This is a genomic window from Sphingomonas flavalba (assembly GCF_047553045.1).
Classification (GTDB): domain Bacteria; phylum Pseudomonadota; class Alphaproteobacteria; order Sphingomonadales; family Sphingomonadaceae; genus Sphingomonas_L; species Sphingomonas_L flavalba_A.
On record NZ_CP180208.1, the window covers coordinates 3,124,121 to 3,145,068 of the forward strand.

21 protein-coding genes and 1 pseudogene are annotated in these 20,948 nt (G+C 67.8%); 5 read left to right on the forward strand and 17 right to left on the reverse strand.

The features are described 5' to 3' along the window. Nucleotides 1–42 precede the first annotated feature (42 nt). The 3 genes from ACMT1E_RS14970 to ACMT1E_RS14980 are packed head-to-tail and all read left to right on the forward strand — an operon-like array spanning nt 43 to nt 2,692. Nucleotides 43–1,194 carry a patatin-like phospholipase family protein gene (locus tag ACMT1E_RS14970; RefSeq protein WP_414901278.1) on the forward strand — a complete coding sequence of 384 codons (1,152 nt, stop codon included), beginning with the start codon at nt 43–45 and terminating at the stop codon, nt 1,192–1,194. A 28-nt stretch (nt 1,195–1,222) separates the two neighbouring features. Further along, nucleotides 1,223–2,008 (forward strand): 3-hydroxybutyrate dehydrogenase, encoded by a 786-nt coding sequence (locus ACMT1E_RS14975; RefSeq protein ID WP_414901279.1) that lies wholly within the window; start codon nt 1,223–1,225, stop codon nt 2,006–2,008. Nucleotides 2,009–2,062: 54 nt separating this feature from the next. Next, the gene (locus ACMT1E_RS14980; RefSeq protein ID WP_414901280.1) at nt 2,063–2,692 is read left to right on the forward strand and encodes a DUF4893 domain-containing protein; all 630 of its coding nucleotides are present in this window, start codon (nt 2,063–2,065) and stop codon (nt 2,690–2,692) included. 122 nt (nt 2,693–2,814) lie between these two features. Here ACMT1E_RS14980 and lysA read toward each other — a convergent pair whose 3' ends face one another. From lysA to argH, 3 genes are read right to left on the reverse strand one after another with little or no spacing between them, the layout of a single operon-like run. Next, nucleotides 2,815–4,089 carry a diaminopimelate decarboxylase gene (gene lysA / locus ACMT1E_RS14985; RefSeq protein WP_414901281.1) on the reverse strand — a complete coding sequence of 425 codons (1,275 nt, stop codon included), beginning with the start codon at nt 4,087–4,089 and terminating at the stop codon, nt 2,815–2,817. A 17-nt stretch (nt 4,090–4,106) separates the two neighbouring features. Continuing rightward, a complete protein-coding gene (locus ACMT1E_RS14990) occupies nt 4,107–4,346 on the reverse strand; it encodes a hypothetical protein (protein ID WP_414901282.1) in 240 nt (79 codons plus the stop codon). Continuing rightward, nucleotides 4,343–5,725, reverse strand: coding sequence for an argininosuccinate lyase (argH, locus tag ACMT1E_RS14995; protein ID WP_414903470.1), 1,383 nt, complete (start codon nt 5,723–5,725; stop codon nt 4,343–4,345). The genes ACMT1E_RS14990 and argH overlap by 4 nt, the downstream gene beginning before the upstream one ends. Before the next feature lie 16 nt (nt 5,726–5,741). On the opposite strand from argH, the gene ACMT1E_RS15000 reads away from it, so the two are divergent. Then, nucleotides 5,742–6,314 (forward strand): redoxin family protein, encoded by a 573-nt coding sequence (locus ACMT1E_RS15000; protein WP_414901283.1) that lies wholly within the window; start codon nt 5,742–5,744, stop codon nt 6,312–6,314. A 57-nt stretch (nt 6,315–6,371) separates the two neighbouring features. Here ACMT1E_RS15000 and dapD read toward each other — a convergent pair whose 3' ends face one another. Both dapD and ACMT1E_RS15010 read right to left on the reverse strand, forming a co-directional pair. Further along, the gene (dapD, locus tag ACMT1E_RS15005; protein WP_414901285.1) at nt 6,372–7,211 is read right to left on the reverse strand and encodes a 2,3,4,5-tetrahydropyridine-2,6-dicarboxylate N-succinyltransferase; all 840 of its coding nucleotides are present in this window, start codon (nt 7,209–7,211) and stop codon (nt 6,372–6,374) included. After that, nucleotides 7,204–7,878 (reverse strand): pyrimidine 5'-nucleotidase, encoded by a 675-nt coding sequence (locus ACMT1E_RS15010; protein WP_414901286.1) that lies wholly within the window; start codon nt 7,876–7,878, stop codon nt 7,204–7,206. The genes dapD and ACMT1E_RS15010 overlap by 8 nt, the downstream gene beginning before the upstream one ends. A gap of 141 nt (nt 7,879–8,019) precedes the next feature. Here ACMT1E_RS15010 and ACMT1E_RS15015 point away from each other — a divergent pair, with 141 nt between their 5' ends. Beyond that, nucleotides 8,020–10,326, forward strand: coding sequence for a S8 family peptidase (locus tag ACMT1E_RS15015; RefSeq protein ID WP_414901287.1), 2,307 nt, complete (start codon nt 8,020–8,022; stop codon nt 10,324–10,326). A 172-nt stretch (nt 10,327–10,498) separates the two neighbouring features. Here ACMT1E_RS15015 and ACMT1E_RS15020 read toward each other — a convergent pair whose 3' ends face one another. From ACMT1E_RS15020 to ACMT1E_RS15075, 12 genes and pseudogenes are all read right to left on the reverse strand, one after another. Next, a complete protein-coding gene (locus ACMT1E_RS15020; protein WP_414901288.1) occupies nt 10,499–11,635 on the reverse strand; it encodes a tyrosine-type recombinase/integrase in 1,137 nt (378 codons plus the stop codon). Between the two features lie 71 nt (nt 11,636–11,706). Further along, a pseudogene (locus tag ACMT1E_RS15025) lies at nt 11,707–11,835 on the reverse strand (hypothetical protein); the annotation flags it as partial. Further along, a complete protein-coding gene (locus ACMT1E_RS15030) occupies nt 11,807–12,979 on the reverse strand; it encodes a phage portal protein (RefSeq protein ID WP_414901289.1) in 1,173 nt (390 codons plus the stop codon). The pseudogene ACMT1E_RS15025 and the gene ACMT1E_RS15030, both read right to left, overlap by 29 nt. Next, nucleotides 12,976–13,512, reverse strand: coding sequence for an HK97 family phage prohead protease (locus ACMT1E_RS15035; RefSeq protein WP_414901290.1), 537 nt, complete (start codon nt 13,510–13,512; stop codon nt 12,976–12,978). Before ACMT1E_RS15035 ends, ACMT1E_RS15030 begins: the two co-directional genes overlap by 4 nt. Further along, nucleotides 13,512–14,735 carry a phage major capsid protein gene (locus tag ACMT1E_RS15040; protein ID WP_414901291.1) on the reverse strand — a complete coding sequence of 408 codons (1,224 nt, stop codon included), beginning with the start codon at nt 14,733–14,735 and terminating at the stop codon, nt 13,512–13,514. Before ACMT1E_RS15040 ends, ACMT1E_RS15035 begins: the two co-directional genes overlap by 1 nt. 196 nt (nt 14,736–14,931) lie before the next feature. Further along, nucleotides 14,932–15,429 (reverse strand): hypothetical protein, encoded by a 498-nt coding sequence (locus ACMT1E_RS15045; protein WP_414901292.1) that lies wholly within the window; start codon nt 15,427–15,429, stop codon nt 14,932–14,934. Nucleotides 15,430–15,504: 75 nt separating this feature from the next. Next, nucleotides 15,505–16,062, reverse strand: a complete 558-nt coding sequence (locus tag ACMT1E_RS15050; RefSeq protein WP_414901293.1) for a hypothetical protein — start codon at nt 16,060–16,062, stop codon at nt 15,505–15,507. Nucleotides 16,063–16,673: 611 nt separating this feature from the next. After that, complete coding sequence (locus tag ACMT1E_RS15055; protein WP_414901294.1) at nt 16,674–18,320, reverse strand: terminase large subunit; 1,647 nt, start codon at nt 18,318–18,320, stop codon at nt 16,674–16,676. Beyond that, nucleotides 18,313–18,708: an HNH endonuclease signature motif containing protein gene (locus ACMT1E_RS15060; RefSeq protein ID WP_414901295.1), complete on the reverse strand. Its 396-nt coding sequence runs from the start codon at nt 18,706–18,708 to the stop codon at nt 18,313–18,315. Before ACMT1E_RS15060 ends, ACMT1E_RS15055 begins: the two co-directional genes overlap by 8 nt. Beyond that, entirely contained in the window at nt 18,701–19,447 is a 747-nt protein-coding gene (locus ACMT1E_RS15065) for a S24 family peptidase (protein ID WP_414901296.1), read from the reverse strand. The genes ACMT1E_RS15060 and ACMT1E_RS15065 overlap by 8 nt, the downstream gene beginning before the upstream one ends. A gap of 1 nt (nt 19,448) precedes the next feature. Beyond that, complete coding sequence (locus tag ACMT1E_RS15070) at nt 19,449–19,595, reverse strand: hypothetical protein (protein WP_414901297.1); 147 nt, start codon at nt 19,593–19,595, stop codon at nt 19,449–19,451. Beyond that, the gene (locus tag ACMT1E_RS15075; RefSeq protein ID WP_414901298.1) at nt 19,592–20,905 is read right to left on the reverse strand and encodes an AAA family ATPase; all 1,314 of its coding nucleotides are present in this window, start codon (nt 20,903–20,905) and stop codon (nt 19,592–19,594) included. The genes ACMT1E_RS15070 and ACMT1E_RS15075 overlap by 4 nt, the downstream gene beginning before the upstream one ends. Nucleotides 20,906–20,948 lie beyond the last annotated feature (43 nt).

Consider the following 20,948-nt stretch of genomic DNA (forward strand, 5'->3'; position numbering starts at 1 on the left):
AACCATTACCGGTGCCGCGCATTTGCGATATTGCACTGCAATATGACCGACTCGAAAAAGCCTTCCCGCCGCCGCGCCGCAACGCCTCTGCCGCTGCCCAGCGAGGTTGCGCTGGTGTTTCAGGGTGGCGGTGCGCTCGGCTCCTATCAGGCAGGTGTGTTCGAGGCGCTGGTCGATCGCGGTATCGCCATCGATCGGATCGCCGGCATCTCGATAGGGGCAGTCAACGCCGCGATCATTGCCGGCAACCCGCCCGAACGGCGTGTGGAACGGCTGCGCGCCTTCTGGGATCTTGCGACCAGCGCGCTGCCCAGCTTCCCGATCTGGCATGACGAGCGGATTCGGGAGTGGCTGCACGAATGGTCGGCCGGCTTCGTTGCGACCGCGGGTGTACCCGGCTTCTTTTCACCGCGCCCGATCGCGCCGTTCTTTGCCGCGCCCGGCACGCCGGAGGCGCTGAGCTTCTATGATTCGAGCGCGCTGGCCGATACGCTTGACCGGCTGGTCGACTGGGATTTGCTGAACGACGGGCCGATCCATTTGTCGGTCGGCGCCGTCGACGTCGAACGCGGCAATTTCTTCTATTTCGACAACCGCAAGCAGCGGCTCGACGCGCGCCATGTCATGGCGTCTGGCGCGTTGCCGCCGGGCCTGCCGCCGGTGGAGATCGACGGGCGGCTGTGGTGGGATGGCGGCATTGTCTCCAACACTCCGCTGACCGACGTGCTGGAGACCCAGAGCAGCGACCTGCTGGTGTTCCAGGTCGACCTGTTCCCCGCCGCGTCGGTCCGGCCGCGTACGATCATGGACGTTATCGCGCGTGAAAAGGAAATTCGCTTCTCCAGCCGCACCCGCCAGGTCAGCGACGATCTGCTGAAACTGCGCCGAACCAGAGAGGCGGCGCAGCGGGTGCTCGAAAAGCTGCCGGAGGCGCTGCGCGACGACCCGGACGTCAAGGCGCTGTGCGCTGCCGCCACCGACTACCCGGTCAGTCTGGTCCAACTGATCTACCGCGCTAATGCTTGGGAAGGCGGATCGCGCGACTTCGAATTTTCCGCCCGCACCATGCATGAGCATTGGGAGGCCGGCCGCGCCGCCGTCGCCGAGACGATGGGCAAGGCCGGGCTGCTGGCGAAGAACATCCTCGACGGCAAGACCGCCACCTTCGACCTGACCAAGGAACAGGCCGCCTGATTTTTCTCCAGACCGAAAGGCATGATCGATGTTTCTGAAAGGCAAGAGCGCCCTCATCACCGGGTCGACGTCCGGCATCGGCCTCGCCTACGCGAAGGCGCTGGCCGCCGAGGGCGCCGCCGTCATCATCAACGGCTTCGGCGACGCCGGCGAGATCGAGAAGGAACGTGCCGCGCTGGCCGAGACGAGCGGCGCCGAGGCGCTCTATTCGCCCGCCGACATGACCAGGCCGGACGAGATCGCCGGGCTGGTTCGGCTGGCCGCCGACAAATTCGGCGGGCCGGACATCGTCATTTCCAATGCCGGCATCCAGCATGTCGCGCCGGTCGAGGAATTTCCGGTCGAAAAATGGGACGCGATCATCGCGATCAACCTGACCTCGACCTTCCACCTGATGCACGCGGCGGTGCCGTTGATGAAGGCGAAGAAATGGGGGCGGATCATCTCCACCGCTTCCGCCCACTCGCTGGTCGCCAGCCCCAACAAGTCGGCCTATGTCGCGGCCAAGCACGGCATCGCCGGGCTGACCAAGACGGTCGCGCTGGAAACGGCGACCCACGGCATCACCGTCAACTGCATCTCGCCCGGCTATGTCTGGACGCCGCTGGTCGAAAAGCAGATTCCGGACACGATGAAGGCGCGCGGCCTGACCCGCGAACAGGTGATGCACGACGTGCTGCTGGAAGCGCAGCCGACCAAGGAATTCGTCACCGTCGACCAGGTCGCGGCGCTGGCGCTGTTCCTGTGCCGGGACGAAGCGAAATCGATCACCGGCGCCAATCTGTCGGTCGATGGGGGTTGGGCCGCCGAATAGCGGTTGCCGCCGGGCCGCGCCGCGATAGAATCGGCGCGGGAAATCAGGGTCGCCATGTTTTTGGGTATCGCGTCCGGCCTGCTGTTGGCCGCATCGTCTTCCGCCGCCGCCGCCGCCGCCGCCGCCACCGCCGTGGCGGTCCAGCCGCTGCCGGACTGGCACGGCGTCGCCACCGCCGGCGACCGCGCCCGGCTGCGCGGCTGGCGCGAGGCGCTGGTCAAGGGCGTCGCCGCCGCGACCGCCGCCGGCCACGCCGACAGCGTCACCCGCGAAGGCACATTGCTCCTGCCCGACGCCGCCTTGCCCGACGCGGCGCTGCCGGCCGGGGTCTACCGCTGCCGGATCGTCAAGCTTGGGGTGACGGCGACGCGGGCGAACGGCTTCATCGCCTATCCGCCGGCGGATTGCGTCGTCCGTGCGGAAGGCGCGGTCGCCAGCCTGCGCAAGACCGACGGCGCCCAGCGCCCGACCGGCCTACTGTTCGCGGACCCCGACAGCCGGATGGTGTTCCTCGGCACGATGACACTGGGCGACGAGCGCCGCGCCGTCGACTATGGCGCCGACCCGGACCGCGACATGATCGGTTCACTCCAGCGGATCGGCGAGCGGCGCTGGCGCCTCGTCCTCCCTTATCCCCGCTTCGAAAGTATCGTCGACGTGATCGAGCTGGTCCCCGCCGGCTGAGGTAACTGGTTTTGAAGCGGCGCTGGCCTACGCCCCCACCCGGCCTCCCAACGACAGTATCCTGAAATGGGAGGCCGGGTGGGGGCGTGGGCTGGCGCCGCGCACCCTGAGCGAACCTGACTCTAGACCAGCCAGTCCGGTATCTGTTCGCGCGCAATCATTGCCTCGATCGGCTCGCGGGCGCGCACCACCGCCCAGCGATCGCCGTCGACCAGCACCTCCGGGGTCAGCGGCCGCGAATTATAGGTGCTCGCCATCGCCGCTGCATAGGCGCCGGCGGTCATGAACGCGACACGGTCGCCCGCCGCCACCGCGTCCATGATCCGCGCAGTGGCAAAGGTGTCGCCGCTTTCGCACACCGGGCCGACGACGTTGACCGCCGCCGTCTCGCCGTTCGGCCGGGTAGCCCGGATGTCGTGCCATGCATCGTACAGGCTGGGACGCAGCAGGTCGTTCATCGCCGCATCGACGATGACGAACGGGCTGTCGACGCCATCCTTCAGCCGGATCACCGTCGCAACCAGCGCACCGGCATTGCCGACGATCACCCGTCCCGGCTCGAAGATCAGCCGTGTGTCCCACCCCTTCGTCGCCCGTGCCACCATGACGCCATAGTCGGCCGGGCTGGGCGGTGCCGGCAGGCTGCGGTCGTAAGGCACGCCCAGTCCGCCGCCGAGGTCGGCGGTGGTGATCGCATGGCCGGCGCCGCGCAGAGTGGCGATCAGCGCGCCGATCCGGTCGAATGCGGCCTCTAGCGGCGCGAGATCGGTCAGCTGGCTGCCGATATGGACAGCGACGCCCTGGACGTGGAGGCCGGGGAGTGCGGCGGCGCGGGTATAGGCAGCGGGTGCCGCTGCATAGGGAATACCGAATTTGTTGTCGGACCGGCCGGTGGAAATCTTGGCGTGGGTGCCGGCGTCGACGTCGGGGTTGATCCGGTAGGCGACCGCAGCGGTGCGGCCTTCCGCCACCGCCACCACCGACAGCATCTCCGCTTCCGCTTCCGACTCCAGGTTGAACTGGCCGACGCCGACGGCCAGCGCCTGACGCATCTCGTCGGCGGTCTTGCCGACGCCGGAAAACACCATCTTGGCCGGCGGGATGCCGGCGGCGACGGCGCGGGCGATCTCGCCGCCCGAAACGACATCGGCGCCCAGCCCCTCGCGCGCCAGCGTCGCCAGCACCGCCCCGTTCGGGTTGGCCTTGACCGCGAAGGCGATCAGCGGTCCGTCCGGCCCGACGCCCAGGCCAGTGACAGCGTCGCGCATCACCTGGACATGGTGGCGCAACGTCGCGTTCGAATAAACATAAACCGGCGTGCCGACGGCGTCTGCGATCGCGTCCAGCGCGACATCCTCGGCGTGAAGCGCGCCGTCCCTCAGAGTGAAATGATCCATGGTCCGGTGTGTCTGGCTCAGTTGCGGGGCGGCTGGCTGAAACGGTCGTTGCTGCGTTCCTGCGAACGGGTCAGCAACTCGTCGTTGCGGGTCGGTACCGCCTGCGACGGCGGCGCCATCATCTCGCTGGGCGTCGGCGCGGCGGTGGCGAAGGCCGGCTTCGGCGGCGGCGCATGGCCTTCCGCCGGCTTGAGTTCCCCGCGGGAGCCGCAGGCGGCAAGCAGCGTCAGCAATGCGATCGCGGTTGCGGTCCTCACGCCTCGTCCTCCATGCCGATCGCCGCCTTCGCCTCGGCGATGCGCTGTCGTACCTGATCGGGCGCGGTTCCGCCATGGCTGGTCCGGGCGGCGACCGATGCGTCGATGCCCAGCACCGCGAACACCCGCGCGTCGATACGCGGGTCGATCGCCTGCAGCACCGCCAGCGGCAGCGCGTCGAGCGCGACGCCGTCCGCCTCCGCCCGCTTGACCACCGTGCCGGTGATGTGATGCGCCTCGCGGAACGGGATGCCGGCTTCGCGGACCAGCCAGTCGGCCAGGTCGGTGGCGGTGGCGAAGCCCGCTTCCGCCGCCGCGCGCATCCGGTCGGTGCGGAAGGTGACGGTTTCGACCATCCCGGTCATCGCCGCGATCGACAGCGCCAGCAGGTCGTGCGCCTCGAACACCGGCGGCTTGTCGTCCTGCATGTCCTTCGAATAGGCGAGCGGCAGGCCCTTCATCGTGATGGTCAGCGCGGTCATCGCGCCGACGATCCGCCCGGCATGGCCGCGCACCAGCTCGGCGGCGTCGGGGTTGCGCTTCTGCGGCATGATCGAGCTGCCGGTCGAATAGGCATCGGGCAGCTTGACGAAGCCAAACGGCTGCGACGCCCACAGCACGAATTCCTCGGCCAGCCGCGACAGGTGGATCGCGGTGGTCGCCGCCGCCATCAGATAATCGAGGGCGAAATCGCGGTCCGACACCGCGTCGAGCGAATTGTCGGTCGGCCGGTCGAAGCCCAGCGCCTCCGCCGTCGCCTCGCGGTCGATCGGAAAGCCGGTGCCGGCAAGCGCGGCGCTGCCCAGTGGGCATTCGTTCATCCGCGCCCGCGCGTCCTCAAACCGGCTGCGGTCGCGGTGGATCATCTCGAAATAGGCCATCAGGTGGTGACCAAGCGTCACCGGCTGCGCCGATTGCAGGTGGGTGAAGCCGGGCATCACGCTGTCGGCGTGCTCTTCGGCGCGGGTGACGAGCGCGCGCTGCAGTCCGGCCAGCCCCTCGTCGACCGCATCGATCGCGTCGCGCACCCACAGGCGGAAATCGGTCGCCACCTGGTCATTGCGCGAGCGCGCGGTGTGCAGTCGGCCGGCGACCGGGCCGATCAGCTCGGCCAGCCGGTGTTCGACATGCATGTGGATGTCTTCCAGCGCCATGTCCTCCGGCACGCCGTCCGCCTCATATTCGGCGGCGACGCGGGCAAGGCCGTCGGCGATCAGCGTCGCGTCCCCGGCGCTGACGATGCCCTGCTCGGCCAGCATCGCGACATGGGCGCGCGACCCGGCGATGTCCTGGCGCCACAACCGCTTGTCGAACGGGATCGAGGCGTTAATCTCGCGCATCACCGCGGCGGGCCCTTCGGCGAAGCGCCCGCCCCACATTGCATTGGAGCTTGTCTTGCGCTCATCCATCGCGCTTTTCCTTGCCTTGGGCCTGATCGCCGGCTGCGATAGGCAAAGCGGCGACACCCCGCAACCCGCCCCGACGCCGGAACAGGCGGCGCCGGTTGCCCCGTCCTCCGAAAAGCCGCTGATCGACGCCAGCCACAAGGGCAAACCGGCGCCGGCCGAAGCGTTCACCGCGCCGGACGGCCGCAGCGTCACCCTCGCCGCGTTCAAGGGCAAGCCGCTGCTCGTCAACCTGTGGGCAACCTGGTGCGTGCCCTGCGTCACCGAAATGCCGACGCTGGACGCGCTGGCGGCGCGCGAGGCCGGCAAGCTTCAGGTGCTGGTTATCAGCCAGGACCTGCAGGGGCGCGAGAAAGTCGATCCGTTCTTCGCCAAGGGCGGGTTCAAGGCGCTGAAGCCCTATATCGACCCGGAAAACGCGATCGGCTTCGCCCTGTCCGGCGGCCAGCTGCCGACGACGGTGCTGTTCGATGCCGACGGCAAGGAAGTGTGGCGGGTGACCGGCGGGCTCGACTGGGCCGGCGACCAAGCAAAGACGCTGCTCGCTCAGCTTGGTGAGTGACCGGCGGCCTTGCCGCCGGCCCACTGCAATCCCGCATGTGTCGGGCCGGCTAAACGGTCAATCGCGCAGCAGCTCGTTGATCCCGGTCTTGGCGCGGGTCTGGGCGTCGACGCGTTTGACGATCACCGCGCAGTAGAGCGACGGCCCCGGCGTGCCGTCGGGCAGCGGCTTGCCCGGCAGATTGCCCGGAACGACGACGGCATAGGGCGGGACATGGCCGACGAACACTTCGCCCGTTGCCCGGTCGATGATCTTGGTCGATGCGCCCAGATAGACGCCCATCGCCAGAACCGCGCCGGTGCCGACGCGAACCCCTTCGGCCACCTCGGCGCGGGCGCCGATGAAGGCGCCGTCCTCGATGATCACCGGCCCCGCCTGCAACGGCTCCAGCACGCCGCCGATGCCGGCCCCGCCGGACAGGTGGACGTTGCGGCCGATCTGGGCGCAACTGCCGACCGTCGCCCAGGTGTCGACCATCGTTCCTTCGCCGACATGGGCGCCGATGTTGACGAAACTCGGCATCAGCACCGCGCCCTTGCCGATGAACGCGCCGTGGCGGACTATGCTGCCCGGCACCGCGCGGAAACCGGCGGCGGCAAAGGCATCGGCGCCCCATTCGGCGAATTTGGACGGCACCTTGTCCCACCAATGGGCGCCGCCGGGTCCACCGGCGATCTCTGTCATCGCGTTCAGCCGGAACGACAGCAGCACCGCCATCTTCAGCCACTGGTTGACCTGCCACCCGTCGGCGGACGGTTCGGCGACGCGGACAGCACCCGAATCGAGTAGCCCGATCGCCTGTTCCACCGCCTGACGCACTGGTCCGGCGGTACCGGCATCGATCGTGTCGCGATGGTTCCACGCGTCCTCGATCGCGGCGCGCAATGCGTCAGTCATCCTCATTCTCCAAAAGCCGTTCCAGCCATGAACCGACGTCGTCGGTCTCGAAATCGATGTAATCGGGGGCAGCGCCGTGCGCGCCCATCTCCGATCCGTTGTTGATCCACAATGTCGCCATGCCGATCGCCTTGGCCGGCCGCAGGTTGCGGGCCATGTCCTCGGCAAACAGCGATTCGGCCGGGTCGATGCCGAATGCCGCGATCATGCCAGCATAGGCTTGCGGATCGGGCTTGGGGACATAGGCGGCGGCATGGATGTCGTGGATCGCCTCGAAACTGTCGGCCAGGCCGAGCCGGTCGAGCACCCGCCGGGCATAGGGGGTGTCGCCGTTGGTGAACACCAGCTTGCGCCCCGGCAGCCGGGCGAGCAGCTGCGCCAGCCGGCGGTCCTCGGCCAGTGCGTCCATCTCGATGTCGTGAACAAAGTCGAGGAAGTCGTGCGGGTCGACGCCATGCACCGCCATCAACCCGCTGAGCGTTGTGCCGTGGTCAACGAAATATCCCTTCTGGATGCGCCGCGCCTCGACCGCATCGACGCCGAGCAACTGCTGGATATAGGCGCCCATCCGGTCGTCGATCCGCCCGAACAGGTCCGCTTTCGCCGGATACAGCGTGTTGTCCAGGTCGAAGATCCAGTTGCGGACATGGGCAAGGCGACGAAGCATGGCCGCGCGGGCTTAGCCGGGGCGGCGGCGCCCGGCAACACGCCCGGGGAGCTTGCGATACTGGCGGATCGGTAACGAACGACGTTTAAAGGAAAAGCAGGCTGCGGCTGCTAGGCGAGTCGCGTCCGACAGGGGAAGATAATGCCGCGCACCGTTTCATACCGCACCGTCCTGCTGCTGCCGCTGCTCGCGCTCGGGGCCTGTGGCGGCGGCGGTGGCGGCCCATCGCCAACCCCGGCGCCGCCTGTGGCGCCTACCCCCAGCCCGGCGCCCACCCCCGCGCCTACTCCGTCACCGACCGCCCCCGGCAGCTTCGAAACATTCGAATACAGGCAATCGACCGGGCTGGTCGCCGCCAATGTCCTGCCCGCCTACGAAGCCGGCGCCACCGGGCAGGGCGTGGTCGCCGGCGTGATCGACAGTGGCGTCGACACCGGCAGCGCCGAATTCGCCGGGCGGATCAGCAGCGCCTCCGCCGACCTCGCCGGCTCGCGCCCGATGGCGGATGAGGATGGCCATGGCACGGCGGTGGCCAGTGTGCTGCTTGGCGCCCGCAATGGCCAGCGCACCCATGGCGTCGCGTTCGAGGCGACGTTGCTTGCGCTGAAGGCCGACAAACCGGGCAGTTGCGCGACGCCGGGCGCCGACGGCGAATCGGGCTGCACCTTCCCCGATCTGGCGATCGCGCGTGGGCTGGACCTCGCCGTCGCGCAGAAGGCGCGGGTGGTCAATATTTCCCTTGGCGGCGGAGGCGCGGACAGCACGCTACGGGCCGCATTCGACCGGGCGACCGCCGCCGGAGTGGTCATCGTCATATCCGCGGGCAATGACGCCGCCGCCGATCCGGACGTGCTTGCCCGGATTGCGTCCGACCCGGTCGCCCGCGATCATATCATCGTCGTCGGCGCAACCGATTCGGCGGGCCGGATCGCCGATTTCAGCAACCGCGCCGGCGCCGACGCGGCGCATTACATCGCCGCCCTCGGTGTCGATGTCCGGGCGATCGACAATACCGGGACCCTCTATTCGTGGGAAGGAACGTCACTGGCGGCGCCGCATGTCGCCGGGGCGATCGCCCTGCTTGCCCAGGCCTTTCCCAACCTGACCGGCGCGCAACTGGTTGAATTGCTGCTCCAGTCGGCAACGGATGCCGGCGCACCGGGTACCGACCCGGTCTACGGACGCGGGGTGCTCAACATCGGCAAGGCGTTCGAACCACAGGGCACGATGCGCCTCGCTGGGTCGCTGGCGCCGGTGTCGCTGACCGCGGTCAGCACGCTGTCGCCGGCGATGGGTGACGCTGCTGACACCCGATCGATGGCGCTGGAGGCGGTGGTGCTCGACGGATATGCGCGGGCTTATGCCGCCGATGTCGGCGGCGTGGTCCGTACCGCACCGCCCAGCCGGGGCTTCGGTGCGGCGCTTGCCGGCCACCAGCGCAGCCTGGCGGCGACCAGCAATGGTGGCGCCGTCATCGCGGTGTCGATCCTGCCGGGGCGGGGCGGCGCCGGCGTCGAGCCGCTGCGCCTGTCCGGGCGGGAAGCGGATCGTGCCCGCGCGACCGCCGGCTGGGTCGCCGGGCGGCTGGGGCGCTCGCTCGACGTTGCCGTCGGTGTCGCGCAGGGCGGTGGGGCGCTGGCCGCACGGCTTGCCGGGCGCAACGAACCGGCGTTTCTCGTCGCGGCGTCGGCGGCCGATCAGGCCGGCTTTCTGCGTTCGGCGGGCGGCGCCTTCGCCATGCGCCGGTCGCTGGGGGCGACAACGCTGTGGATGACGGCGGAACAGGGCGATGCGCTGGTCTGGCGCGAGCGGGCGGTCGCGCCGGGGCGCGGCCAGTATCAGGCTTATCCGTTCGCTACCGTCACCTTCGGTGCAGACCGCGCTTTCGGCCGGCTGGGGGTGACCGCGGCGCTGGCGCATATGGTTGAAAATCGCACCGTGCTCGGCGCCAGCTTCGGCCCGGCCTTCGGCAGCGGGCAGGGGCGGAGCTGGTTCACCGACCTGACGCTACGTTACGCGCTTGGCGACGGCTGGGCCCTTGCCGCTGCGACCCGGCAGGGCTGGACCCGCGTCGGCGCCGGCGGCGCCGCCCCCGGCGCGACGCTGATTCGCACTGACGCCTACGCATTCGACATCAGCGGCTCCGACCTGTTTGCACCTGACGACCGTTTCGCTCTGCGCGTCTCGCAGCCGTTGCGCGTCCGGTCTGGCGGCTTCGCGCTCAATCTGCCGGTCGGCTACAGCTACGCCAGCGGCGTCACCGCCTTCGCGCCGGCCCGACTGAATCTCGCCCCCGCCGGGCGAGAGGTCACGACAGAGGCGAGCTATGGCTTCCCGCTGCTTGGCGGGCGCGTCGATGCCAACCTGTTCTGGCGTCAGGACCCCGGCAATATCGCGGCAATGCCCGATGATCGCGGCGGCGCCCTGCGCTTCGCGATTGGCTTCTGACGTTTGCGGTGAAAGGGTAATTGGTCGGGGAGAGAGGATTCGAACCTCCGGCCCCTGCCTCCCGAAAAGCCGGGCCAGTACGTTTTCCGCCGTTTTTTGGTGCTCGTTCCGGCTTTGTCTCCGTGAACACGACGGGAACATGCGGACGTAGCACGGACATAACTCGGACACGTCATGCTTTCCTCCTGTCGGCTGCATCGCGCGCCGCTTTCATAAAGTCGGGGTGGTGGTGCGCGTAGAGTTGCGTCGTGCGGGAATCCGAGTGGCCTAGCCATGCGCCGATCTGGTCGAGAGGTACTCCCTGCTGAGCAAGCCAAGTGCCGCAGGTGTGGCGGAGCGTATGGGGCGAAATCTCCTGCCGGAGGATCGGAGCGCCATCCTCGTCCAGCTTCGGCACCATGATCGCCTGACCGTGCTCATCGACCTCAGGTACCAGCACGGGCTTCGCCAGGCCGGCATCAATGCAAGCGGTGTTGAACGCCCGCTTCATGTTGCCCAGCTTCGCGCCGTCGCGGTGGAGCACATAGCCAAGATCCGTTCCCCGCCTACGTGCAAGGCGCAAAAAGGTCAGCAACCGGTGCGGAATCGGCTGGTGCGCCCGCCCCTTGGAAGTCCGCTGGCGGCCCGGCGGATTGAAGTTGATCCTCTCCCGCTCGAAATCGACTTGCGGCCAGCGAAGCTCAAGGATCGCGCCCTTGCGCGCGCCCGTATACAGCGCGATCAGGATGAAAAGCGGCAGATAGGCGCGCGTGCTCGGGTGGCCGTTGCGGGCGGCATTGAGCAGCGCCGCCGCTTCCGATCGGCGAAGCCAGCGATCCTTTCCGTCAGGCTTGGGGGGCAGGTGTACGGTGGGAGCGTAGGTTATTCGCCCCTCGTCCTTAACATAGTTGATTGCCGCACGGAGGGTCGCCAGCTCGCGCCGGATCGTACCGGGGGCCTTGGCGCGTTCCCGGCCATATGCCCGGCAGGTTTCCCGCGTAATGTCGCCGATCATGCGCTCGCCCCAGAACCGGATGAGTGCGTCGATAGCGTAACCGATTCGGGCCGGGTCGGCCGCCGATGGCGCGTGCTCCGCGCCGTAGATGGCTAATGCTTCGCCGATGGGAAATTGCCCGGGATCACGCGGGCCGGCGGGCTTGCTGGCTCGTTCGCGTTCGCGGATGAACTCCGCGAGTGCGACTTGAGCCGTTTCGCTGTCTCCCGTGCCCGTGCTGCGCTGTCGTGTGCGTCCGCCTTCGCTCCACTGGATATACCAACGCCCCCGGTCGCGGACGTAGTTGAGGTATGGGCCTCGGTTTGGGCGGGGCATTTTGCTTCCTTCCGACTTTCGATCCACGCCAGCACGTCGTCATGGTCGATAAAATAAGCCTTCCCGATTTTGACCGCGGGCAAGCCGGCGTGACGCATCCACCGCACGGTGCGCGCGGAGGGGAGGCCAATTTCGTCGGCGACTTGCTGGGCTGTCATCAGGCGGCTCATGTCAGGAGATTGCCGCCTCCTTGCCATCATCGCTACGGACGCCAGCGCGCGGGTTCCATCCCTCGATCTGGCGCACTTCGTCGGGGTCGAGCACGCCGGTGTCGATCGCGATCTTGTGGGCGGCCCAGCGGGTTTGCGGGTCGCCGCGCAGGAAGCCGGACAGGTCAAGCTCCAGCTCAAGGGCGCTGCCGGCCGGGAACACGCTGCGCGCGTACTCCGCCTCCAGCTTGCGCGCCCAGGGGGCCAGCGTGAACATCGCGAACCAGCGGCCCGCCGTCTCGCTGTTCGTGAACGTGTTGTGCGAATAATCCTGCACCAGCGGCGGGGGCACCTGGAACAGCCGGCAGATTTCCTCGACCCCGAACTTGCGGGTTTCGAGTAGCTCGGCATCCTCCGGACTAATCTGCGACGCCGCCCAGGTCATGCCACCGTCTAGCACAAGGGTGCGGCCGGCATTGCGCGCGCCTTCGTGCCGGCTGGCCATCTGCTCCCGCAGATGGATGCGCTGGTCGTCGTTCAAGGTGCCCGGATAGGAAATGACCCCGGACGGAGCCATGCCGCGATCGAGGAAGCTGTTGGCGAACTGGTTCGACGACTGCACGCCTGCCACCGTCTCGGCAGCCCTGGACAGGCGGGAGCGGCCGACAAGGCCGTCATCGGTGCGGTCGCGCAGGTGGATCACCTCACCCTGCAACAGGCGGCGGCGGTGCCCGCGGCCGTCCGACACATCATAGGCGAGGCGGCCGCTCGCCAGTTCGGCAACCGTCACCATGCCCCACGGGATATAGCGGAACCCGGATAGCTGGCCGGCGCTGTCGCGCAGGATCTCCGCCAGGCCGTTGCCGGTCAGCAGGGTCGAGGCGACCAGATGCTCGATGAAGTCGGGCCAGCTCATCGCCTCCGACACGCCGTCGCGGGTGATTCGCGCCAGCGGATGCCCGAGCGCCTCGATGCGGTTGCCGGCGCCATCGCGCTGATAGATCAACGCCGGGATCGAGCCGAGCGAAGTCGCAATGACCGTGGTGCAGGCGAGCACCGTGGACAGGTTCTCCGCCGCCCGCGCCGACAGGCCGGCGTGATAGCCTATGCCCGGCGCCAGCGCCGCCCAGGACGGATCGGCACCGCTGCGCTTCTCATAGCCCAGCCGGGCCGCCATGGCGTCAAGCAGCTTCACGCCATCAGCTCCGCCATGATGAGCCGCCGGCGCCGCCGGGCGCGCTCCTGCCCCGCCCCGGCCGCCCTGAGCGCGATTTCCGTGTCGGGATAGGCCGGCCAGGCCGACACGACGCTGATCTCGCGCAGCGCCACCGTCCGCAGCGTGCGGGTGCTGCCCTGCCAGCTTTCGCCGCCCTCCGGCACGGTGAACCCGAACGACATGCCGCCCAGGTCGCCGCGCTCGCCCAGCGCCAGCACGTCGCGGCCGGCCTGGGTGTCGGGCAGGTCGAGCGAGAAGGCCAGGCCCCGGCTGTCCTCGCTCAGGCGCAGGGTGCCGCTGCGCGTGCGCCCCAGCACCTTGCCCGGATCATGGTCGAGCATGGCCAGCACGTCGCCGGCCAGGGCGGCGCGAAAGGCGCCGGGGGCGATGCGCTCGTGATAGCTGCCGATATTGGCCATGCTGCCGAATACGGCGGCATAGCCCTCGATACGCCGTCCGGCGGTGCGGACCTCGGCAAAGGCCCGCCGCTCCATATCGCCCCCGGCCGCCATCACGCGATGCCCTTGGCGGTGGCGAGCACGCCGCCGACGCTGACGAACGCCTTGGGGTGGCGCACCGCGCAGTCGACCGTCGCCATCGCCCGGATCGACACATTGCCCTTGGAATAGGCGGTGCTCTCGAACGGGTTCACCAGAATGTCGATTTCCGACCAGATGCCGATCAGCAGTTCCGACCAGTCGCCATAGATCAGGCCGTGCTCATTGGTGCCTGCGCCCAGATTGGCCGGCACCTGGTTGCTGAACGTCACCGGCTCGTCATGGAACAGCGTGGCGACGCCGACGGGCAGCTTGTTGGCGTCCAGCTGCTTCATGCCGATTTCGCGCAGCAGCGGCGTGGTGAGGAAGCCGCGCCGCCCGCCGACATTCTCGGTATCCGCCTTGCCGATGGCCACCGCCGTGGTGGTGAACAGGTCGGTGGCATAGGTCGCGGTCTGGATGCCGCTGGCGGACAGCACGCCTTTCGGCTCATTGGCGCCGCCGCCCTTGATCGCCGCCTTGTCGATCGCCAGCGCCAGGTTGCGGGCGAGCATCTGGCGCAGCAGCGCCTCCACGTCCGGCGACGCCTGCAACAGCATGTTGCGCGACCATTCGCTGAGCGCGCCGGCATGCTTGGGGCTGAGGGTGATGCTGTCGAAATCGGCATCGTCGGCGCTCAGCGCGGCATTCTCCGCGACCCAGCCGATCGCGGGCGAATCGGTCTCGCGCGGGATGGACAGGTTGCCGGTAAGGCCGCCCAGCACCCGCGCGCCCATGCCGCGCACCACGGACGACGCGACCAGCGCCGAAACATACTGGTCCGGGCGATGCTCGGTCGGCACCAGCTCGGCGCCGGTCGCGGTGGTCAGCACGCGCGTCTCGAACAGTTCGGTCGGGATATACACGCCCTCGGCCGGCTTGCCGGCGCGCTTGGCCAGTTCGGCCTGCAACTCGCGCTCGCGCCCCCAGTCCACGCCCAGGCCGGCCGCGCCGGCAATGGCGCGCGACAGGCTGAACCGGGAACGGATCTCGGCATCCAGCTTGCCGTCGCCGTTGATCGGCCGGCCCGGCTCATGCCGCTCGGCTTCGTCAATCTTGCGCTGCCGGTCCAGCTTGCCGTCGAGCGCGCGCAACTCGCTCTCCGCCGCCGTAAACCCTTCGCCGTCATCGGCCGCGTGGGCCTCGGCCATGCGAGCGACGATCGCCGCCCGCTGTTCGATCAGGTCACTCGTCTTCATTTCACATCCTCATGCTGGCGGAGGGCCGAAGCCCCCCGCACGGTGAAAGCCCACTGCCTCGCGGCGTTGGCGAAAAAGTGCGACGTTGCTCGATTGAGTCCCATCACCCGGCCCAGCGTGCCGGCCGCCCCAGACATCGAGCTTTCCGTTGTTGGCCGCGTCGCACCGGCCGCAAGGAATGGGGCGGACGAACGCATCAGGAGGCGATGCCCAACGCAGCGAAAACCCGTTGCTCAATGGGATTGAGCAGGATCGTGTTCGCCGCTTCGACCGCATTCGGCTGGCCCCAGCTCAATCCCATGGCGGAAATGAGGTCGACGTCGTTGGCGGCGACCAGCCGGCCTTTCCCTTCGTCCGGCCAATAAATCAGGAGGGTTTCGCCCTTCTCGTGAATGTCAAACATATGGGCCGGGGGGCGATCCTCATCGCCAGTGTGGGCAAACTTCAACATTGCGACTTCCCACGCCGATTTGGGGTCGGCGCCGATGCTGATAAGCCGGACTGCGACGGCGAAGCCCAGCGCGTCCGTCAAGCTGAACAAGTTCGGCAACCCGAAAATGTCGGCTTTCTGAGACATTTCGCCGATGACGCGGAACTGCTGCCGCGAAAAGTAGGAGCGGAACGTGGGCGCGGGGATGCCGGCCGCTCTCGCAACCTCGGACGTTTTGAAACGGGGCGAGTGGTAATCAATCATGGAACGACTCCTGATGCGGTTGCGTCAGCTATACATGATGCATCTGCGTCAGGTCAAACTCCTGGTTTCGGCGGCTTAAACGTCGGCCGTCCTGCTCTCCCGCAGCCGATATTCGACATGATCGCGGTGGTTGAAGCCGTTGTGATAGACGATCCGGTCGCAGCGGGTCCGGCGGATGCGGTCGCGGTGCGGCTGGCGGATCAGCCGGGCTTCCCGGTCTTCCGCCTCGTCATCATGGTCCGGCTCGCGCCCGTCATGCTCGACGTCCTCCTCCGGATCGAAGCCCAGCGGATCGTCCTCGATGCCCATGTCGGCATCGTCTTCCTCCACATCCTCCAGCATCGCGAAGCCGGTTGCCGCCTCCGCGCCGCGTGCCGTCAGCTTGTGCCGGCCGCGCGTGTGCCATTCGGGATAGCTCTGGTCGCCCAGGTCATCGCCGGCCGACTCGGGCGGGTCGTCTTCCTCCCGGTCCGGGTCGCCATCCGCCAGGTCGAGCAGGTCGATCGCCACCGCGACGAACCCGGCGAGCTGGTCGCGGTCGAACGCCGCCAGAACGCGGGTAATGGCGGGCGGAGGGGCGGAAATGAAGGATGCGCGCGTCGGCGCGCCCGTGGTAGGGGCATGCGTAGCCATGATCGTTCCTCACGTGAACGGTTGCGGTCAGAGCCGGAGCAAGGGGCCTAATCCTTGCTCCGGCTCGCAATAGCTGCCATCATCAATTCACCATGTCAATTGTCGATGGCAGAAAACCGAAAAGAGGCCGCCCGGCGGTCAACGCGACAGCGGTGCAGGTGCGCTTGCCACCTGATCAGTTGGCTGCACTGGACGCTTGGATCGCCCGCCTTCCTGATCCAAAGCCTTCCCGACCGGAGGCTATCCGCCAGATATTGTGGGGTGCGCTACGTTGATACAAACGGAGGACGATGCTGCTAAGCCTGTTCACGAGATTTCGGAACACGAATTCTTTGGCGATCTCAAGAATTGGCGCACAAACATCTGGCCGAAGCATTGGCCTAAGAGTGTCCGCGTCATTTCTGTTGCGGGTCTTTCACTTATCGGCCTGGATGATGAAGGGCGAATGTATTTGAACGGAAAGCGCGTCTACACGGAGCGCCGTTTCGCATGGCAAGAGAGAGCCATCGCGTTGACCATTGCGATCGCCACCGTAGTTGCTGCGGCTGCCGCAAGTGTATCTGCAATCACCGATTGGCGATCAATGAAGGCAGTGCCCGAACAGTACGCCGTCAAACCCACTCCAGCCCTATCCCGCGATACACCTTCGGCCCCTCATCGGTCGCCGCCAGCCCGCAGGCCATGATGGCGGCAACGATGCCGTCGATCTTGTCGATCGACTTGGCCTTGCTCGGCTTGCGGTTGCCGGCGGCGTCCTGCTCGATGATGACGTTGCCGGCCTGCCATTTCAGGATCGGCGAGCCGTTATGGCGCATCCGCCGTTCCAGCACTGCCCGCTCGAACGCATCGACCGCTGCCGCGTAGGATTTGAACCCCGGCACGAACTCGCTCATCGGCAGGTCGATGCCCTCGTCGGACAGCAGCTTGGCCAGGTCCTCGAACCGCCAGCGGTCGAACGCGATGCCGGCCACGTCGTAGCACTGCCGGATGTCCGCCAGGCGCCGGGCGATGGCGACGCGATCGGTCGCCCGGCCGTTGGTCGTCTCGATCCACCCGGCATCGGCCCAGCGGTCATAGGGCACCCGGTCCCGCTCCACCCGTTCGCCGATCGTGTCGCCGGGCACGAAGTGCCAGGCCAGCAGCTTGCCCTTCGCCGGGAACCACAGCGCCAGCGCGGTCAGGTCGCGGGTGCTCGACAGGTCCAGCCCGCCATAGCAGCGTTCGCCCTCCAGCTCGGCCGGGTCGAACGGCTCGCCATTGGCCTCCCAGTCGGCGGCGTTCAGGAATCGGGCCTCCGCGTCGATCCGCTGGTTGAGCTGGAGCAGCCGGAACGACGGCTCGAACGACGGGGAGCGCATTGCCCGCGCCGCCGCGTCGGCGAACTGGTCAAGGTTCAGGAACGCGCCCAGCGCCGGGTTGGCGGCCGCCCATGCCGCCCTGTCGTCCAGCGCGCAGCCCTCCGGCGCGGCGTGCAGCTGGACATAGACCGACGGCACCGGCTCCGCGTCCAGCATCTCGGAGAAGAAATGCAGGTCGTCGGCCGCCTGGGTGCTGATCGTCACGCCCAGCGCCGACGCGCGCTTGCCCATGCCGGTCGCCAGATTGTCCCACAGCTCGCGGCTGCGCCATTGCGCCACCTCGTCGGCGATCCAGAACGACGGCGCCAGGCCATGCGCCTTGCGCGCGTCGCTGGTCAGGGCGCGCCACAGGGAATTGCTCCGCTCGTCGATGATTTCCTTGTGCCAGTCGCGGATGTTCACCCGCGCCGCCATCCACGGCACCTGTTCGACATAGGCGCGGGTCATCCGGTACAGCACGCCCGCCTGCTCGCGATCGAGGGCGGCGGCGTAGCATTCGCCATAGGGTTCCACCATCGGCCCCAGCAGGTGCGCCAGCGACAGGCCGGCGAGCACCGCCGACTTGCCGTTGCCCCGCGCCACGCTGAGCGCCGCCAGCCGCACCAGGCGCTGCCCCTCGGCGTCCAGCGGGCCATAGACGCACCGCACGAACCGCTCCTGAAACTCCAGCAGCTCCATGCGCTCCCCGGCGCGCAGCCCGGACACGATCGGCAAGGCGCGCAGGAAGGCCAGCACCTGCTCCTCCGGCGGCATCCCGTCCTGCTCCCAGGGGTGGCGCGCCGTGGCCGGCTGGAACGGCACCACGTCGCCAAACAGCGGCCCGGCGCCCGCCGGGGCAGGGTGAGGCGCCCCCCGCGCCGCCTCCCGCAGCCGCGCCGCTCCAGGCCCGCGCTTACCCACGACGCCGCGAAACTAATTGAGGATTGAGGGGGCTGTCGGTCTTCAAGGGCGCAGCTCTGAGCGATTTTCCAGCCCAGGGGTGCGCCGGGTCGAGCGGGTTGCCGTTGGCATCGCAGCCCTTGCGCGGCTGGAGCTTGCGGGTGGTGCGTACCGCGCCGGCCTCCACGCCCCGCGCCGTCTTCTGCGAGTGGCACGACGCGCACATGCTGGTCAGCCCGTCGAGCGAGGGGAAGGCCGGGCCGCCGGTGCTGACCGGCACGACGTGATCGACGGTGTTCGCCAGGGTGATGCGGCCGGCATCGACGCACGGCTCGCACATCGGATCGGCGCCCAGCTTGAGCAGGCGCAGCCGCTTCCATTGCGCGGTGTTGTACGGCCAGTCAGCCAAAGCGATGGCTCCCGGGATAGACGCAGATGCCAAGCCGCTCGTTATGGCGGTCGATCGACTTCACTGCGCCGGCGAACCCATCGGCATTGTCGAGGTAACGGCGCACCCGGTAGCACCACTGCACGTCCGACAGCGCGATCGAGTAAAGCTCGACGGTCGGGTTCGTCGTCTCGAACACGATACGGTCGCCTTCGATCCGGCGGAACCGCTTGCCCAACTGAGCACCGCCAGCACGGCGGGCCACCTTGAATATCACGAGGTCATCGGGCCGGATCGTTGCCGCCCTGTCGATCAGGCAGAGGCGGCCGTCGAGAACATGCGGCTCCATGCAATCACCGACACACCGGGTCAGCGCCCAACGGCCTTGGTGCCACCATGCCCGCTTGGGCGACATGCCGGCGTTGAATGGCGCGGTCATGCTACGCCGATCATTCCCCCGCTGCACGACCCCACCGTTGCCGACCATCATGCGCGGGGCGAGCGACTGAGAAGCGGGGCTGACCCTCGGATTCTTGGGACCAAGGCCGAGGGTTTTTGCGCCAAGACCAAGCCCGGCGGCGACGCCCAAGGCGCCTATAGCGGTCGTGATCGCGCTGGCCGCAGCAACCGCCGTGGTGGCTGCCATACCGGCGCCGAACAGCGCCGGCGCCACAGCAAGGTTGATGGCTTGGCCAATGGCGGGGATGAAATTCAAGGAGATCAGGCCGATCGCCGCAACGCCCTTTACGATTTTACCCATTTCAGATCCTTTCCATGTCGCGCGCCAGTCGGCGCAGGTCTCGCTCGATTTCAGAGCGCGTCTCGAAATAGCGTTCGGGGTTGCGCCAGTCGGGCGACAGATGGCCGACGCGACGCGCCAGTTCGGCAAGACGGGGCGCCGCGTTCATTGCCCTCCTCCCATCGGCGGCAGGCTCAGCGGGTCAGGGTCATCAGGCGCGGCGGCCTCAGGGGCCGCGCCTGTTATGTACGTAGTACATAGGGGGGTCGGTGCGTGCAGGTCGGTGCAAGTAAAATCAATCACTTGCGCCGGGGGTGTGTGCGGGTCGGTGCGGGGGGTCGGTGCAGGGTCGGTGCAAGTGTTTTCAATGACTTGGCTTGAGGGGTCGGTGCACTGATCGGACGCCTTTATGCCGAATTTCCAGGCGCGGTTTTCGCGCTTCCAAACAGGCTGATCGAGTTCGATTTTGCCAATCGCGAGCAGACGCTGCAGAGCATTCTTGAAGGCTTCCTCCTTGAAGCCTTTGCCCTCGGGCATGGCCCGGAAGATGTTCGGGGCATAGTTCACGCCGGGATTGTGCGAGACAGCTTGCCTTCGTTCCGTGGCGGCCGCCAGGCAGCGCAGGAACGCGTCGTTCTCGGCCGCCGCCTGGGCGGTGCCTGCCAGTTGCGCGACGACATTGGGCGGCAAATCCGCCTCGTTGACAAATGCCCAGTTCATCCACCGGCAACGCACCTCGGTGCCCGATTCTGCGTAATTCGCCTTCGACTTCCGAAGTGTGCGACTGTCGCGATCGACGTCGTCGCGCTCCATGTACCAGCGCTGCCGAACATGAGCGCTCCATCCGGTCGAGCCGCTATACTCGGCGCCCGCCTTGCTCGGGTGAGCCAGGATCAGAACCGTCGCGTCGGCGTCGATCGCCATACGCTCGATGGCGGCGCAGAACGCCGCGACATCGTGCCGGACGTTCTCATTGCCGGGAAAGAAATGCGCCAGGTTATCAAGCACGATAAGCGCGGCGCCGCGTTCCTTGGCGCAAGCCACGATGCCAAGGGCAACCGGTGAAAGCCGGAACTGGTTGTTCTGATCGTAGAAGCCCAGCTCGACGTTCGTATGGCCGACCAGTGACGACAGCATCGCCGGCGCCGCGCCGATCGGGACGCCCAGCGCCTGATTTATGGCGCGCTGCCGGCGCCACAATTCGTTCTCGTCATCTTCGCAGCTCACATAGAGCGCGCCGGCATGCTCGACGTTGAGGCCCAGAAACGAGCGCCCGGCGGCAACGCATGTTGCCAGCTGCTGGGCGAGCAGCGATTTGCCGACGCCATCCTCGCCGACCAGCAAGGCGCCGGTTGCCCGGGCAAGCCACCCGTCAACGACAAAGCGCCGCGCCGGCGGCTCCTTCTCGTACCACAGCGTCGCATCAATGAGCGGGAGTTCCCAGGCAGACGCCGGGTAGAGCGGGGTTACGGTGCTCATTGCCGGCTCTCCGCATCGCAATCTGGCGCCGTTTTCTCAGGCG